Annotated in this window: 17 protein-coding genes and 1 pseudogene; 7 read left to right on the forward strand and 11 right to left on the reverse strand. The window is 68.2% G+C overall.

Annotated features, from left to right (window positions below; all coding sequences use genetic code 11):
- Positions 1 to 36: 36 nt before the first annotated feature.
- From ABD768_RS40260 to ABD768_RS40280, 5 genes are all read left to right on the forward strand, one after another.
- Positions 37 to 816 (forward strand): hypothetical protein, encoded by a 780-nt coding sequence (locus tag ABD768_RS40260; protein ID WP_344849804.1) that lies wholly within the window; start codon positions 37 to 39, stop codon positions 814 to 816.
- A complete protein-coding gene (locus ABD768_RS40265; RefSeq protein WP_344849824.1) occupies positions 813 to 1,544 on the forward strand; it encodes a DUF1707 domain-containing protein in 732 nt (243 codons plus the stop codon). Before ABD768_RS40260 ends, ABD768_RS40265 begins: the two co-directional genes overlap by 4 nt.
- A 69-nt stretch (positions 1,545 to 1,613) precedes the next feature.
- A complete protein-coding gene (locus tag ABD768_RS40270) occupies positions 1,614 to 1,946 on the forward strand; it encodes a YnfA family protein (RefSeq protein WP_343974851.1) in 333 nt (110 codons plus the stop codon).
- 14 nt (positions 1,947 to 1,960) lie between these two features.
- Entirely contained in the window at positions 1,961 to 2,512 is a 552-nt protein-coding gene (locus ABD768_RS40275) for a GNAT family N-acetyltransferase (RefSeq protein WP_343974854.1), read from the forward strand.
- On the forward strand, positions 2,509 to 3,144 hold the full coding sequence (locus ABD768_RS40280; protein ID WP_344849826.1) for a cupin domain-containing protein: 636 nt from the start codon (positions 2,509 to 2,511) through the stop codon (positions 3,142 to 3,144). Before ABD768_RS40275 ends, ABD768_RS40280 begins: the two co-directional genes overlap by 4 nt.
- Here the strand turns inward: ABD768_RS40280 and ptsP are convergent.
- From ptsP to ABD768_RS40310, 6 genes and pseudogenes are all read right to left on the reverse strand, one after another.
- Positions 3,135 to 5,078, reverse strand: a complete 1,944-nt coding sequence (gene ptsP, locus ABD768_RS40285; protein WP_344849983.1) for a phosphoenolpyruvate--protein phosphotransferase — start codon at positions 5,076 to 5,078, stop codon at positions 3,135 to 3,137. The genes ABD768_RS40280 and ptsP overlap by 10 nt on opposite strands.
- Before the next feature lie 48 nt (positions 5,079 to 5,126).
- A pseudogene (gene dhaM / locus ABD768_RS40290) lies at positions 5,127 to 5,561 on the reverse strand (dihydroxyacetone kinase phosphoryl donor subunit DhaM); the annotation flags it as partial.
- 7 nt (positions 5,562 to 5,568) lie between these two features.
- Positions 5,569 to 6,189, reverse strand: coding sequence for a dihydroxyacetone kinase subunit DhaL (dhaL, locus tag ABD768_RS40295; RefSeq protein WP_343976816.1), 621 nt, complete (start codon positions 6,187 to 6,189; stop codon positions 5,569 to 5,571).
- 2 nt (positions 6,190 to 6,191) lie between these two features.
- Positions 6,192 to 7,196, reverse strand: coding sequence for a dihydroxyacetone kinase subunit DhaK (dhaK, locus tag ABD768_RS40300; RefSeq protein WP_343974860.1), 1,005 nt, complete (start codon positions 7,194 to 7,196; stop codon positions 6,192 to 6,194).
- Positions 7,197 to 7,236: 40 nt separating this feature from the next.
- Positions 7,237 to 7,800 carry a DUF4240 domain-containing protein gene (locus tag ABD768_RS40305; RefSeq protein WP_344849833.1) on the reverse strand — a complete coding sequence of 188 codons (564 nt, stop codon included), beginning with the start codon at positions 7,798 to 7,800 and terminating at the stop codon, positions 7,237 to 7,239.
- On the reverse strand, positions 7,800 to 8,360 hold the full coding sequence (locus tag ABD768_RS40310) for an RNA polymerase sigma factor (protein WP_343974866.1): 561 nt from the start codon (positions 8,358 to 8,360) through the stop codon (positions 7,800 to 7,802). The genes ABD768_RS40305 and ABD768_RS40310 overlap by 1 nt, the downstream gene beginning before the upstream one ends.
- A 61-nt stretch (positions 8,361 to 8,421) precedes the next feature.
- On the opposite strand from ABD768_RS40310, the gene ABD768_RS40315 reads away from it, so the two are divergent.
- Positions 8,422 to 10,131, forward strand: coding sequence for a serine/threonine-protein kinase (locus tag ABD768_RS40315; RefSeq protein WP_344849837.1), 1,710 nt, complete (start codon positions 8,422 to 8,424; stop codon positions 10,129 to 10,131).
- 85 nt (positions 10,132 to 10,216) lie between these two features.
- On the opposite strand, the gene ABD768_RS40320 is transcribed toward ABD768_RS40315, so the two are convergent.
- Positions 10,217 to 10,819, reverse strand: coding sequence for an MFS transporter (locus ABD768_RS40320; protein WP_344849839.1), 603 nt, complete (start codon positions 10,817 to 10,819; stop codon positions 10,217 to 10,219).
- A gap of 11 nt (positions 10,820 to 10,830) precedes the next feature.
- On the reverse strand, positions 10,831 to 11,649 hold the full coding sequence (locus tag ABD768_RS40325; RefSeq protein ID WP_344849841.1) for an MFS transporter: 819 nt from the start codon (positions 11,647 to 11,649) through the stop codon (positions 10,831 to 10,833).
- Between the two features lie 64 nt (positions 11,650 to 11,713).
- Here ABD768_RS40325 and ABD768_RS40330 point away from each other — a divergent pair, with 64 nt between their 5' ends.
- Entirely contained in the window at positions 11,714 to 12,457 is a 744-nt protein-coding gene (locus ABD768_RS40330) for an ArsR/SmtB family transcription factor (protein WP_344849843.1), read from the forward strand.
- 52 nt (positions 12,458 to 12,509) lie between these two features.
- Here ABD768_RS40330 and ABD768_RS40335 read toward each other — a convergent pair whose 3' ends face one another.
- The 3 genes from ABD768_RS40335 to ABD768_RS40345 all read right to left on the reverse strand — a co-directional run bounded on the left by ABD768_RS40335 (position 12,510) and on the right by ABD768_RS40345 (position 14,685).
- Positions 12,510 to 13,223 carry a hypothetical protein gene (locus tag ABD768_RS40335; RefSeq protein ID WP_344849845.1) on the reverse strand — a complete coding sequence of 238 codons (714 nt, stop codon included), beginning with the start codon at positions 13,221 to 13,223 and terminating at the stop codon, positions 12,510 to 12,512.
- A gap of 119 nt (positions 13,224 to 13,342) precedes the next feature.
- Positions 13,343 to 14,077 carry a hypothetical protein gene (locus ABD768_RS40340; RefSeq protein WP_344849849.1) on the reverse strand — a complete coding sequence of 245 codons (735 nt, stop codon included), beginning with the start codon at positions 14,075 to 14,077 and terminating at the stop codon, positions 13,343 to 13,345.
- Complete coding sequence (locus ABD768_RS40345; RefSeq protein ID WP_344849857.1) at positions 14,074 to 14,685, reverse strand: TenA family protein; 612 nt, start codon at positions 14,683 to 14,685, stop codon at positions 14,074 to 14,076. Before ABD768_RS40345 ends, ABD768_RS40340 begins: the two co-directional genes overlap by 4 nt.
- Positions 14,686 to 14,719: the final 34 nt, after the last annotated feature.

Raw genomic sequence — 14,719 nt, forward strand, 5'->3', positions numbered from 1 at the left:
AACTACTGGCTGTGCCGATCTGGGGTGGATCGGCGGATGCTGGGGGCGCGAATGGCCGAGACGACCGAAGCTGAGTACCGGCTGCTCAACGCGATGTCGGAGACGACCCAGTACTCGCTGGTCGAGCTGGTCGAGAGCTCGGGGGTCAGGCGCGAGCGGGTCGGCCGGTTGCTGGCGGAACTCATCGGCGACGGGTATGTCACGAAGTACGGGCAGGGTGAGCGCACGGAGTACCGGCTGAGTCCCACCGGTGTCGGCAAGCGGGCGATGATGCGCGGCATCGCGAAGGACGGCCCGGTCGGCTGGGGCGAGTTCCTGAAGGCGGCGTCGACGGCCCATCACCAGGCCGGCATCGCCGCCACCCGCGAGCAGATGGCCGAGGTACCGCTCACCGACTACGACCGGGACCGCTGCGACGCCTCGTTGAGGCTGCAACACGAGCAGCGTGCCTTCGACTCCGCCGAGCTGATCAGAAGACAACGCATGCTGGCCGCGGCGGTCACCCACGGACAGCTCCTGGACGTCTTCGACGGCCTGCAACCGCCGGCTCTGTACGGTGACGAATCGGCGCCACCTGCGGCGCACCCGTTGCAGAAGGCGGGCTCCGCCTTGCAGACCGGGTTCATGGTTGTGAGGCTGCTCTTCTGCCTCCCGTTCTTCCTCGCGGGCATCGGGATTCTGACCGGCGCCTCGAAGCCGGAGGAGTACCTCGGCGCCGCGATGTTCATCGGCGGTTCCATCTTCTTCGCCTACCCCGTCCTGCGGACGGTCTTCGACAAGGTCTGGGCGTCCCGAACCAGAAGGCCACCGCGGTGAGCCCGGGGTCGGAGTACCACTTGCTCACTGCGCTGTCGCTGACCACACCGCGCTCGGTGATGGTGCTGGCCAAGATGTCGGGCATTTCTCGTGTGCAGATTCGAGGACTGCTCCAAGAGCAGGTGCGCGAGGGTTTCGCGGCGGTACGGCGACAGCCTGGACGGGTGGAGTACTTGCTCACGCCCCGCGGCGCCGGGCGTCTGGCGGTGTTACAACCCATGACGAAGGAAGGCTCGGTGACTTCCGGCGATCACTGGGCCGCCTCCTATCGAGCGACGATCGCCACGAGTCACGCGGAGGCGGTCAGCAAGGAGTGGGCCGGCAAGTTGCTGTCCGACGAGGATCGGGCCCGGTGTGCGGCGGAACTGACACGACAGCACAAGATGGAGCTCTTCGATGACGACGAGCTGGGCAGGCGGCAAGCCGAGCTGCGCGCGGCAGTCACCCGCACACAGCTCGTCCAGGTCTTCGACGGACTCCCGGCGCCGCGGGTGGACGGTCTGCAGTTCGCGCCGGTGCGGACCAGCCTCTGGCTCAAGAAGGGGCCGGTGCGCTTGTTCTATGTGCTGTTCGCGGGTTACGGCATTTTCAGGCTGGTCACGGCGTCGGACTGGAACGACTACACCATCGGTGGAGTCGCCATCCTCCTGGCTCTCGTCCACAGCCGCGGGACCATCCGCTGGCTGGCGGCCACTCTGAGGCAACGTCAACGGCAGAAGCCCCACTAGCCTTCGGGCGGAGCTACCTGGCAAGCCGTCTGCACTGGGTGCTCGGCCGGATCACATAGCCTCCGACGCATGACGGTGCTGCGTTCGATCGGGTTGTTCGGGGTGGCTGCTTTGGCCGAGATCGGTGGGGCTTGGTTGGTGTGGCAGGGGGTTCGGGAGCATCGGGGGGTGTTGTGGGTGCTTGGTGGGATGGTTGCCTTGGGCGCCTATGGGTTTGTGGCGACGTTGCAGCCCGATGCGAACTTCGGGCGGATTCTGGCGGCGTACGGGGGAGTGTTCGTGGCCGGGTCGCTGGGCTGGGGGATGTTGGTTGACGGGTTCCGGCCGGATCGGTGGGACGTGGCCGGGGCGGTCGTCTGTCTCGTGGGGGTAGGGCTGATCATGTACGCGCCCCGGGGCTGAAATAGCCTGGGGACGTGGAGCCGTTGCTGCGACTTGCCGTGCCTGGGGATGCGTCTGCCATCTCGGAGTTGATGCGGGCGTCCGTGCTCGACCTCTTCCCGGCGTACTACGACCAGGTACAGGTAGCGAGTGCCGAGGTGCACATCGCGGGGCTGGACCTCGCGCTGATCGAGGACGGCACGTACTACGTGCACGAGGCGGCCGGCGAGATCGTCGCGTGCGGTGGGTGGAGCCGGCGCAACAAGCTCTTCAACGGTTCGGCAGCCGGCGCCGACGACCGGTTGCTCGACCCGGCGACCGAACCGGCCAGGATCCGGGCGATGTTCGTCCGTGGCGACTGGACCCGGCGCGGACTCGGCCGGGCCATCCTGACCGCCTGCGTCGACGCGGCCCGCGCCGCCGGGTTCAGCCAGTTGGCGCTGATGTCTACGCTGCCCGGCGTACCGCTGTACAAGTCGTTCGGCTTCACCGAGCTCGAGGCCGCCGAGCTGACGATGCCCGACGGCGTCGTGCTCGGCGGGGTCGCGATGGAACGCCCAGTTGATCTGATCGGAGACGCACGATGACCGCAGGCACCACCGTCCAGGCCCCCGACGGCACCGAGGTCGTGCTCGGCGAGATCGGTACCCGGGTACTGCTGGAGAATTCCCGCGTCCGCGTCTGGGAGGTCTCCCTGGCGCCGGGGGAGGCCCAGGCCTGGCACCTGCACCACAACCCGTACGTCGTCCTGTGCCTGGCGACCTCGCCCTGCCACATGGACTGGCTCGACGGCAGCGCGGCCCGCGAACTCAGCGAGACCGTCGGCGGCTCGGTCTACCGCCCGGTCTCCCCGGTCCACATGCTCACCAACGACGGCGACTCGCCGTACCTGAACCGGCTGATCGAGCTCCTCGACCTCGGCGAGGAAGCCTCCGGCGAGCCGTACCCGTCCGGCGAAGGCGTCGGCCGGTTCTCCGAGGTCGGCGAGATCCCCGCCAAGGTGGTCGTCGACGACACCGACGTACAGGTCATCCACGTCACCCCTGACGCCGGCGAGACCTACACCTGGAACACTGGCGCCCACCCGACTCTGATCGTCGACCTCGACCTGGACAGCCCAGACGTCACCTACCTCCAGCCAGGCGACGCCTACGCACTACCGCCGAAGCAGACCCGCACCAGCGGCTTCAACGTCGTGGAGCTCCGCTACTACAGCTGATCCCTGACGGCGCTCGCGCTGGGCAGCGTGAGCGCCGCGGCAGCAAGTGTCGCGGCGTCTTCGAGGTTGGTCTGTCGCAGCCGGGCCTTGATCGTCGGTACCTGCGGACCGACAGCACTCAGCTCGTGAACACCTAGCCCCGCAAGCACCACCGCAGCGGCCGGATCGCTTGCCAGATCCCCACAAACCGCCACCTCGACGCCGTCCGGCACGCCGCGGACCACGCGATCGATCAGCTGCAGCACGGCTGGATCCAGCCCGTCCGCGAGGACGGCGACCTGGCTGTTGCCGCGGTCGGAGGCTGTTGTGTACTGCGTGAGGTCGTTGGTGCCGATGCTGACGAAGTCCAACCCTTCGGCCAGCGTCGCGATCCGCAGCGCGGCTGCCGGTACCTCGACCATGATCCCGACCTTCAAGCCTGGTGGCGGCTTCAGTGCGGCCAATTCCGTCCGTGCCCACGCGACCTCTTCGGCCGTCGTGATCATCGGGAACATCACCTGTACCGGAGTCTCTGCAGCTACCTGGCAGATCGCCTTCAGCTGATCGCGCAGCAGCTCCGGCCGCCGGCGGAAGACCCGGATCCCGCGCTCACCCAGGAACGGATTCGCCTCCCGCTCCTGCGGCAGAAACGCAAGCGGCTTGTCACCCCCGATATCCCAGGTCCGGATGGTGATCGGCTTCCCACCAAACGCCGCCGCAATCGCCCGAAACGCCCCCACCTGCTCCTCAACAGTCGGCGCGACCCGCCACTCCCCGAACAACACCTCGGTCCGCACCAGCCCAGACCCATCGGCGCCCCGAGCATCCATCGCATCCTGCACCGACCCGACATTCGCCAGCACGGTGATCGTCCGTCCGTCGAGCGTTACCGCAGGCTGTTCAGCCTCGACCAGTGCCGCGTCGCGCTCACCAGCCCGCTCCCGTACGACGCCCCGCAACCGCTCCCCACCATCCGCCGGGTCGACCACGAACTCCTGAGCCCGCGCATCGAACCCCACCAACGCCCCGGCCGGCACCGCCACATCCCCGATCCCGGTCATCAAAGGAATCCCTCGAGACCGAGCCACGATGGCTCCATGCCCGGTGGTCCCAGCGGCCCGCACCGCGATCCCGACGACCCGCTCGGCATCAACCCCGGCAGCGGTCGCCGCATCCAGCTCCCGCACAACCAGCACCCCACCCGCCGACTGCGCCCCGTCGTCTGCCGCTGCGCCGCTGCCAGCCGCGTCCTGGCCGACCAGCGCGCGGAGTACCCGATCGCGAACACTCCGGACATCCTGAGCCCGCTCACGCTGGTACGGGTCGTCCAGTTGCTCGAAGTCTGCTGCAACCGCGTCCAGCGCAGCTTTCCACGCGTCCGGCGCGCTCTTGTCCTCGCCTTGCGTGATCGCCCGGAAGACCGCGTCCTGCACCATCACATCGCCGAGCAAAGCCAACTGGGCATCGAAGATCGACGCCTCCGCGGCACCGACCGTCTTCGCCGTCTCGTCCCGCAGTGCGGTCAACTGCTCCTCAGCAGCCCGCATCCCATCCTTCGCCCGCTGCCGCTCGACATCGACATCACCAGGCCGGTACTCACTCAGGTCAACGTCTTGATCAGCCACGATCGCCGGCCCAACAGCAACATCCAGACCCGACCCGCCCTTACCTACAGGTCGAGCCGCACTGGCAGGCGTCGGTACGTCGTCGAATCCGCGATCGGCCAACGCACCAAGGGCTGCCACCGCGGCGTCCGCCTCAGGCCCGCTAGCGCTGATCCGCAACCGATGCCCCTGCTGGGCATTCAGGGTCGCGACCATGCTCAAACTGCCGGCATCGACCGGGCCATTCCCAGTCGTCAGATTGGTCAACGCCACTTGCGCCTGGAAGCTCTGAGCAACCCCGACCACCTTCGCCGCCGGCCGCGCATGCAACCCATGCTCGTTGCGCACCACGACTTCCGCAAAACTATTGCCCTCAGCAACTACTGACTCCGGGGCAACCGCATCGCCAAGGTGATTCTGCTTCCCGGCCAACCCACGTGAAGCCTCGGTCAGTACCGCGTCCAGCGATGCCCCGGTCGACGCTGTCACCACGGCCGCCACAAGCCCTTCCACCAAAGGCGCGCTGGACAACTTCACCCGACCGGCAACCTCAGGATCCACAAACTCCAACGCCATCTCGGCACTCAGCACCGCACTACCCAGATCAAGCAGTACCAAGACCCCATCGGCACTGTCCGCGACCTCGATCGCCTCGGCAACCGCCGCCGCATCCGTCCCGAACGTCGTCTCGTCCAGCCCAGCCGCCACCGCGATCACCGGCCGATCGCCCTCGGCAACCATCTCCGAGGCCAACCCAACAGCCGCATCCGCCAACGCCCGGCTGTGCGACACCACCACGATCCCGATCACGCGATCACCGCACCAGGCCCGCAGCCAGCCCTCATGCCAGCGTGCGCGCGGCCGACTCCAACAGGAGCGTCGTACTGGTCGCCCCCGGATCCTGATGCCCCGCACTGCGCTCGCCGAGGTAACTAGCCCGACCCTTCCGCGCCACCAACGGCGTAGTGGCGTCCCGCCCCTTCGCGGCAGCCTCAGCCGCCGCCGTGAGCGCTCCGCCGACATCCGCCCCGCCCGCGACCGCCGAGTCGTACGCCTCCAACGCCGGCGCCCAAGCGTCGTACATCGTCTTGTCGCCCAACTCCGCCTTGCCCCGCGCCAAGATCCCGCCGACCCCGGCCTTCAAAGCCTCGCCAACAGTCGCAGGAGTGATCTCAGCTCCAGCCAAAGCCGCCCCGAAGCGCAGGAAGAACGTCCCGTACAGCGGCCCGCTCGCCCCGCCGACCTTGCTGACGAGCGTCATCCCCGCCTTCTTCATCAGCTCGTCGACAGACTCGAAGCTGCTCTCATCCAGCACCGCGACAACGGCAGCGAACCCACGATCCATGTTGCTCCCGTGGTCCGCATCCCCGATCGCCGCGTCCAGCTCGGTCAGGTACGCCGCGTTCTCGTGCAGCACACCTGCGGCATCCCGCATCCAGTTGGCGAAATCATCCACTCCCATGCTCACGCGCCCCAGCGTAGGCCGGGGGTGTTCACTGGGGCGTCCCAGAGGCGTACCAGTTCGTCGTCCACCTTCAGCAGGGTGACCGAGCAGCCGGCCATCTCGAGCGAGGTGATGTAGTTGCCGACCAGCGAGCGCGCGACCGTGATGCCGGCGCGGTCCAGCAACTGCTGCACCTCGTTGTACATGAGGTAGAGCTCGAGCAGCGGCGTACCGCCCATGCCGTTGACGAAGGCGATCACCGAATCACCTTGCTGGTAAGGCAGATCGGCAACCACGGGATCGACGAGCAGGGCAGCGATGTCCTTGGCCGGTGCCAGTGGCAACCGTTTCCGGCCGGGTTCGCCGTGGATGCCGATGCCGACCTCCATCTCGTTCTCGGCCAGCTCGAAGGTCGGCTTGCCGGCGGCCGGTACGGTGCATGACGTCAGCGCCATCCCCATACTGCGCCCGTTGTCGTTGACCCGCTTCGCCAGATCGGCCACCTGCTGCAACGGCATGCCTTCCTCGGCCGCCGCCCCGACGATCTTCTCCAGCAGCACGGTCACGCCGACCCCGCGACGCCCGGCCGTGTAGAGGCTGTCCTGCACCGCGACGTCATCGTCGGTGACGACGGACAGTACTTCGACACCGGCATCGGCCGCAGCCAACTCCGCCGCCATCTCGAAGTTCATCACGTCACCGGTGTAGTTCTTCACGATGTGCAGTACGCCGGCGCCCGCGTCGACCGCCTTCGTCGCCGCCATCATCTGGTCCGGCACCGGCGAGGTGAACACCTCACCCGCACACGCCGCATCCAGCATCCCGAGCCCCACGAACCCACCATGCAGCGGCTCATGCCCCGACCCGCCCCCGGAAATCAGGCCGACCTTCCCAGATCTGGGCGCTTCCTTGCGATAAACGATCCGATTCTCCAGATCCACCCGCAGGCGATCCGGATGCGCCGCGGCCATCCCACGCAGCGCTTCACTCACAACATCGGCAGGGTCGTTGATGAGCTTCTTCATGCCACCCATCTGAGCACACCGAAGGCGTTTCGGGGAGCCCCTACCGATCGTTGCGTACAGGGTCCTTGGGCTCGGTGGAGAGCGGCCCGTAGACCGCGGTCAGCCGCGGATAACGCTCCGCCATCACTTCCACACTCTCCTCGAACCGCACCCCAGCCAGATCCTCCTGGAACTCCACCCCGTCCCGCTCCGGCAGCGCGTCCCAGATCTCTGTCCCCACCAACTCCTCGAACACCACCGCCGCAACCCCGGCATAGACCTCGGCGTCACCGAGCTCCTCCTGGTCGTCGAGCCCGGCCTCCACGATCGAGTCGGGATCCGCCCGGAAGCGCTCGTACGTCGTCCGGCCCTGCGCGATCACCCAGGACCGGAAGTCGGTGAAGGTGTCGTCGCCGACCCAGCCGAGCATCACCGTGGCGGCACCGCAATGCTCCCAGCTGTAGATCGCCCGGCTGGCTTCGGTGAAGGCGGCGTCGAAGGCGACGACCTGGTCCTGGCCGAGCTCGAGCAGCGCGTCGCCCAGTTGCTCGGCCTGGTCTTCCAGGGATCCGTCCGACGCCTCGCGGGATGCTTCGACGATCGACCAGAAGGTGGTGTCGTCCATCAGTCCTTCGGGCGGAGCAACGGGCGGACTACCTCGCGGGCGTCGTGGATGCGGGACTTGATGGTGCCGAGCGGGGCGCCGACCTCGGCGGCGATCTCCTCGTAGGAGAGTCCGTAGACGTCTCGTAGTACCAGCGGGGTCACCATCTGGGGGCGGTCGCGCTCGAGCGTCTCCAGGGCTTCCAGGAGGTCCAGGCGGGTGCCGGCGATGACGCTGGTGGTACGCGGGTCCGGCTTGTCCATCTGCTCGGGGTTGTGCGCCGCCTGGGCGGTCCGCTTCAGCTTGCGGTACGTCGAGCGGGCCGAGTTCGCCGCGACCGAGTGGACCCAGGTCGAGAAGCTGCTGCGGCCGGAGTACGTGTGGATCTTGGTGGCGACGTTGAGCAGCGCCTCCTGAGCCGCGTCCTCGGCGTCCGCGGAGTACGGCAGCACGCTGCGGCAGATCCGCAGGACGCGCGGGTAGACCAGTCTGAGCAGGTCGTCCATGGCGTTCTTGTCACCTGCGGCGGCACGCTCGGCCAGGACGGCCAGTTCGTCGGTCGGGCTGCTGCTTTCGCTCATCTGCGCCTTCGTTGTCTTGGTCCCCAGGGCGTAGGACTCCGCGTGCACCATAATGCCTTGTATGGGGGTCCCATCCAGACTAGGCCGGTACGTCGTGCGCCGCCGCCTGGGCTCAGGCGGTTTCGCCACCGTATGGCTGGCGCACGACGAGCAACTTGACGCCGAAGTGGCGGTCAAGGTGCTGGCGGACAACTGGGCGCATGACGACTCGGTCCGCCGCCGCTTCCTCGAGGAGGGGCGGTTCCTGCGCCGGGTCGAGTCCGAGCATGTCGTCCAGGTCCACGACGTGGGGGAGCTGGAGGACGGCAGACCGTTCCTGGTACTCACGTACGCCGACCGTGGCACGCTCGCTGACCGGCTCAAGAAGGAGCCGCTCGCGCTGGAGCCGGCGATCGGGGTCATCGTCCAGGTCGGGCGTGGCCTGCAGGCGCTGCACCGGCGTGGGCTGCTGCACCGGGACGTGAAGCCGGCCAACGTGCTCTTCCGCAGTACCGACGACGACGGCGAGCGCGCCGTCCTGTCCGACCTGGGCCTGGGCAAGTCGCTCGACGAGGTGTCGAGGATCACCATGCCCGGCGGGACTCCGTCGTACGTCGCACCCGAGCAGGCGATGGGGGAGCGGCTCGACCAGCGCGCAGACCAGTACTCCCTGGGCGCGGTCGCCTACGCAGCGTTGACCGGCCGGTCCCCGCATCAGGTGGACGGCCTCGGCGCTGCCGGACGGGTGAAGGCAGCCCCGCCACCCAGCTCACTCGGCTTCACCGTCCCCGACCGCGTCGATGCGGCGATCGTCCGTGCCCTCGACCCGGACCGCGAGAAGCGCTGGCCCGACATCGAGTCCTTCACCCGAGAACTCGTCGGCGGCCTCGACGAAACAACCCAGAACTTCATCGCCTCAGTCGGTACTCCGGTAGCCGCGCTGGCGACGATCGCATCGAGCTCCCCGTCCGCGGGCGCGGTCTCCGCCACGGACGAGACCGAGGTAGGCGAGAAGACCGCCCTGAGCGAGTCCAACGCCCCGACAGTCATCAAGACCGGTACGACGACGGTCGCTGCCGACGCCGCGGGCAACCCAGTGGCCGACACCGAAGCTGCCGAGGAAACCACCGCAGCCGCCGGAACAACGACCGCTGCCGCACCCACCGGCACAGCTGGAACAACTGAAGCCTCCCCGGCCCCCACCAATGCTGCCTCGACCAGCGACCCCGCAGTGGCCTCGCCGCCGCGTCGGCGGCGTGGGCGGTGGGTGTTGGCTGCTGTGTTGGCGTTGGTGCTGGGGGCCGGTGCTGGATTCGGAGTGCAGCGGTATCTGGAGACGACGAGCGGGTTCGCAAAGATCACCAAGGACCACTTCTCCGTGAAGACGCCGCGCAACTGGATGGGCGTCGTCTCCGCCTCGACCTGGCTCCCGCCGGGCTCTCAGCAGGAACGCCAGGCCCTGCTGGTCAGCAAGAACACGAACTGGAGCAACCCGAACAACGACACCCCGGGCGTCTTCATCGGCCAGCTGGCGACCCCCTTCAGCCCGTCCAAGGTGCTGGTGGACCCGAAGAAGTACGGCTGCACCACGGTCGGCAACCCGACCACCACGACCGAGGGCGCGAAGACCTACCTGGACCAGATTTCGGAGAATTGCGGAAACGGCACTACGCTGCTCCAGCGAGTAGTCAGCACGGGGAATGACAACTCGCTCCTGATCCAGGTCCAGGTGCCTGGATCCGAGCGCGACAAGGCCGTTCAGGTGGCCGAGTCGGTCACCTTTACCAGCTGAAGGATCCCCCGTGAGAGTTGTCGTCGCCGAGCGACTCCGTCCGTCCCCTGCCTTGGTCCAGTCGAGCCGCCGCCGCTTCTACCGCCTACGCTCGGCGATCTTCCGCACCATCTGGCCCGTCGACGCCTGCTGACTCAACGGTCACCCAGGTGACCACGAGCCCGAGCAGCCAAAGCCCGGCCCCGATCCACGCCAACTGGTGCAACCCACGGATGAACCCTTCATCCGTGGGACGCCCGGCCACCGCACCGTAGAGGCCGATCCCAACCGCCCCGACCGCCTGCCGAGCCGTGTTGTTGACCCCACTCGCCAGTCCGGCGTACTGCGACGGCAGCGACCCGATCGCCGCACTGACCACCGCGGCGGTCAGAAAGCCCATCCCGAGCCCCAACCCAAGCTCAACCGGTACTACGGCCGCATACCCGCTATGCGCCCCCACCAGCAGCAAGCAGACCGACCCACCAGCGCCCAAGACCAGCCCCGCACTCATAGGCGCCCGCGGCCCGAATCGCGCCGTCACCCGACCCGCCACCGGCCCAAGTACCGCCAGCGGGACGAACAGCGGCAGCATCTCCAGACCGGCCCGCAGAGCACTGTGCCCCAGCCGCTCCTGCAGGTAGAGCGTCATCACCAGCACCGTCCCCAGACCCACGAGGTTCATCAGCCCTGCGACCAGGTTGCTCCCCAAGAACCCAATGGTCAGCCGCGGCCGCCGCAAGTGACCGACAGGCCGCTGCCCTGCAGGTCGCCAGCGGACGAACAACCCGTCAGCCGAGCTGGCCGGCTCGCCGCCGAGGCCGGTTCCGCCGAGCCGTCGCCGCGCGACGCCGAACTCCACTGGCAGACCTGTCCGGCTGAGATGAAGCGCCAGGCCCGGGCCGCCATGGAGGTAAGCGGTTGCCCCACCGAGTTAGGCGTGCACCCCGCTCCGGCCGTTGCCGCCGGCAACCTCCGCGGAACCCGCGCGCCCCGGGACCTGGTCGGCGGGATCAGCCGGTACGCGATAGGCATCGCCAAACCGATCACCGGCAGGTTGACGAGGAACACCGCCCGCCAACCCAGCGCATGGACCAGCGCACCCCCGAGCAGCGGCCCAGACGGAAGCGCCAGCGCTCCAGCCCCGGCCCAGAGCCCCATTGCCCGCGCACGCGCGGCAGCATCGGCGTACAGGCTGGTGATGAGTGCCAGGGTGCCCGGGAGCAGCAGGGCAGCGCCTACTCCTTGGACCGCGCGCCAAGCGATCAGTAGCTCGATAGAGGGCGCTGTGCCGCACGCCAGCGAGGCCAGGCCGAACACACTCAAGCCGGCCAGTACGACCCTGCGATGGCCGATACGATCGCCCAGCATCCCGCAGAGCAACAGCAAGCCTGCCAGCGCGAGCATGTAGCCGTCCACGACCCACTGCTGCCCGGCAAGCCCGGTGTGCAGGTCCATCCGTACAGCAGGCAAGGCGACGTTGACGACCGTCACGTCGAGCTGGATCAGGAAGATCCCGACACAGAGCACTGCGAGCACCATGGCTCCACCTTGGTCGCGAAACACTACGACCCGGCCCGAAGTATCGCGGTGCCACCATGGATCCATGGAGCACACCGGAGACGCAGACGTGGCCAGCGCAGCCGCCCTGCTGGCCGAGCCAGCTCGTGCGAAGGTACTGATGGCGCTGGCCGACGGGCGCGCCCTGCCGGCCTCCCTGCTCGCCACCGAGGCAGGCGTAGCTCCCCAGACGATCAGCTCCCACCTACGCAAGCTCCTCGACGGCGGGCTGCTCCAAGTCGAGCAGTCAGGCCGCCACCGGTACTACCGGCTGGCTGGACCAGAAGTAGCGGCCGCCGTGGAAGCAGTAGCCAGGATCTCCAAGCCGCAGCCGGTCAAGTCCCTTCGCCAGAGCACCCGCGCCGCTGCCCTCCGCGAAGCCCGCACCTGCTACGACCACCTCGCCGGTCGACTCGGTGTCGACCTGCTAGAAGCCCTGGTACGCCGTAACGCCCTGGTCCGCACAGACGGTGGCTCCGGCGCCGAGCGACGTCCCGACGACCCACTGGCCCAGCAACTTCCCGACTGCCCCTACGCCCTCGGCCCGGCCGCCGCCGACATATTCGGTGCCCTAGGCATCGATCTCACCGACACCACCTCAACCCGCCGGCTCCTGCGCTGCTGCGTCGACTGGAGCGAGCAGAAGCACCACCTGGCCGGCCGCCTAGGCGCCGCCGTCACCAACAGCCTCCTGGCCCGAGCCTGGCTCGAACGCCGCCCCTACCCACGCGCAGTCACCCTCACCCCCACAGGCGAACAGCACCTGTCCCAACTCCTCCCACTCAGCTGAGCTGCCGCCGGGTGGGCAGCCGTCAGTTGAGCTGCCGCCGACTGCGTGGCCGTCAGTTGAGCGGTTCGTCCGAACGCGTCGCCGACTCGGAGGCGTGGTCGAGGATGTCGGCCAGGGCTGACTTGTCCTGGGGGAGGCCGGTGACAGCGATCTCCAGCATGCACAGGCCTTCGTCGTCGGCGACCCAGCGGATCATCCCGAGCTTGAGGGTGTTGTTCTCCGGGTCGGCGTAGTTGTAGGTCAGCGTCGCGTTCTTCGTCGCGGGATCGACCTCGTGGGTCAGAACCGTGACCATCTTGTCCGCCGCGAGCGCCTTGAACTGGGCGATCCGGGCCTTCATCGAGTCCTCGGGCGGCCGGGTGATCTTGAAGCCGCCCTGGATCCGGACCGCGCGCCGGCGTTCCGGCTCGTTGAACTTCATGTCCTTGGGCGGGTCCAGCAGGGTCATCTCCCAGTTGCTGGGCACCCGCACGCTGACCTGTGACCTGACCACGCTGGTCACGTAGAAGACCCGCGTCCGATAGCGGATCTCGTCCGCCTGCAACGGATCGCTGTTGTCCTGCTTGAGCTTTCGCGGCGGCGTGGACGGCGTCGTCGAGGGGGTGGTGCTGACGGAAGCGCCGGCCAGCGGCGCGGCCGCAGTACCGGCTGATGCCTGCTGTCCGGTTGTCACCAGGCCGAGCCCGTAGCCCCCTGCTCCCCCGAGCAGGGTGACTGCGAGCAGGCCGGAACCGAGCAGCGCGCGTCCGACACCCCTTCCGGCCACGCCCACCCCTCCTAACGGTCCGCCCCCGATACGTCTATGACACCGTAGACGGTCAAAAGGTTGCCGATGAATTCCTGGTGCCCGATCGGGCGCTCGAATCAGCCCGGAGCAGGCGCTGGTCAGTCCCGGACGCGGACCGACGCGGTGGCCTCGGCGAGGATCTTCTCCAGCACCTTCTGCTCCTTCGGCAGGCCGGTGACGCTCATCGAGATGGTCGCCACGTCGCCGTCGCCGGTCGCGACGAACCGGACGATCACGTACCGCGTGGTCGCCCCCGGGATGTAGGTGTAGACCAGCGTCGCCACCGGCCGCAGCTTGCCGTCGTCGTCCTTGACCTGGCCGACGCCCTGGTACAGGGGCTGGAGGTCGTTCTGGTACGGCTGGCTGGACTGGAGTTGCGTCATCAGGACCTCGAGCGAGTCCTTCACCGACTGCTCGGGCGACAGCGCCGACTGCACCCGGACCGCGCGTTCGCCCGACGGGTCGACGAACCTGACCTCGGACGGCTTGTCCTTGGTCGGGTTGAGCACCCAGCCGGCCGGCACCCGGATCGACAACCGCACCTGACCGGCCACGTCCCCGGTGACGGTGAAGTTCCGGGTCTTGAACTCCAGGTCGTCGAGGTTCAGCGCCTCGAGCGGATTCGGCTGCGGCGTCTTGCGGATCAACGGGACCGACGGCGTCGACGACGGGGTCGGTCCGGGAGTCGGCGAGGTCGCCACATCGGCCGGCAGCGGTCCGGCGTACCCAGGAGCGGTCACTTGTCCGTCCAGCCGTTGGCCGCCGAGGTATCCGCCGCCCGCGCCGATGAGCGCGAGCAGCACGATGCCGCTCACCAGGACCGGAGCCTTCATCCGTGCACCAGGTCCCAGAAGGCCAGTTCGAAGCGCAGTACCCGGTCGAAGGCCAGCGTCATGGCCGGCGTCAGCGGCTCGCGGTCGACCAGATCGGCCAGCTGGTCGACGTACGCCGCGAACTCCGGCGACGACCAGTTCGCGATGAATCCGGCGTACTGCGTATCGGGCCCGGTCGTATCGCGGACCGACGCCCAGGCGTCGTAGTACGCCTTCTCGACCGCGTAGAGCACGGTGATCCCGACCGGCCAGCCCTCGTCGACCGAGGTGAACAGGTACGCCGAGTAGCCCAGATTCACCAACGACGGCTCGACGGAAAGGTCGACCCCGCGCTCGGCCGCAGCCGCCTCGAACAGCGCGAGCTCCGGCACGAGCGCGGCCAGCCCATCCGCGAGTACCTTCCTGGCCTCGTCGTCAGGTGCCACCGCGGACAGCGCTTCGAGGTACCGCTGGAACGACCGGACGAAGAAGTAGTCCTCGGCGATCCACCGGTCGAAGGTGGCCTTGGGCAACGAACCGGCGGAGGTCCGGGAGACGAACGGGTGGTCCAGGATCCGCTGCCAGGCGGCTGCCTGCGCGGTCAGCAGGGCACGGGTGGTCTCGGGCACCTCGCCATCTTCTCAGGCAACTACCAACGCGACC

It is taken from the genome of Kribbella ginsengisoli (genome assembly GCF_039537185.1).
Classification (GTDB): Bacteria; Actinomycetota; Actinomycetes; order Propionibacteriales; family Kribbellaceae; genus Kribbella; species Kribbella koreensis.

Bases quoted from the DNA above. Each gene is read 5' to 3' on its own strand.
- ABD768_RS40310 (WP_343974866.1), bottom strand. From the start codon at position 8,360: ATGAGCGAAAGCAGCAGCCCGACCGACGAACTGGCCGTCCTGGCCGAG.
- ABD768_RS40270 (WP_343974851.1), top strand. From the start codon at position 1,614: ATGACGGTGCTGCGTTCGATCGGGTTGTTCGGGGTGGCTGCTTTGGCC.
- ABD768_RS40305 (WP_344849833.1), bottom strand. From the start codon at position 7,800: ATGGACGACACCACCTTCTGGTCGATCGTCGAAGCATCCCGCGAGGCG.
- dhaK (WP_343974860.1), bottom strand. From the start codon at position 7,196: ATGAAGAAGCTCATCAACGACCCTGCCGATGTTGTGAGTGAAGCGCTG.
- ABD768_RS40325 (WP_344849841.1), bottom strand. From the start codon at position 11,649: ATGGTGCTCGCAGTGCTCTGTGTCGGGATCTTCCTGATCCAGCTCGAC.
- ABD768_RS40330 (WP_344849843.1), top strand. From the start codon at position 11,714: ATGGAGCACACCGGAGACGCAGACGTGGCCAGCGCAGCCGCCCTGCTG.
- ABD768_RS40280 (WP_344849826.1), top strand. From the start codon at position 2,509: ATGACCGCAGGCACCACCGTCCAGGCCCCCGACGGCACCGAGGTCGTG.
- ABD768_RS40340 (WP_344849849.1), bottom strand. From the start codon at position 14,077: ATGAAGGCTCCGGTCCTGGTGAGCGGCATCGTGCTGCTCGCGCTCATC.
- ABD768_RS40260 (WP_344849804.1), top strand. From the start codon at position 37: ATGCTGGGGGCGCGAATGGCCGAGACGACCGAAGCTGAGTACCGGCTG.
- dhaL (WP_343976816.1), bottom strand. From the start codon at position 6,189: ATGGGAGTGGATGATTTCGCCAACTGGATGCGGGATGCCGCAGGTGTG.
- ABD768_RS40315 (WP_344849837.1), top strand. From the start codon at position 8,422: ATGGGGGTCCCATCCAGACTAGGCCGGTACGTCGTGCGCCGCCGCCTG.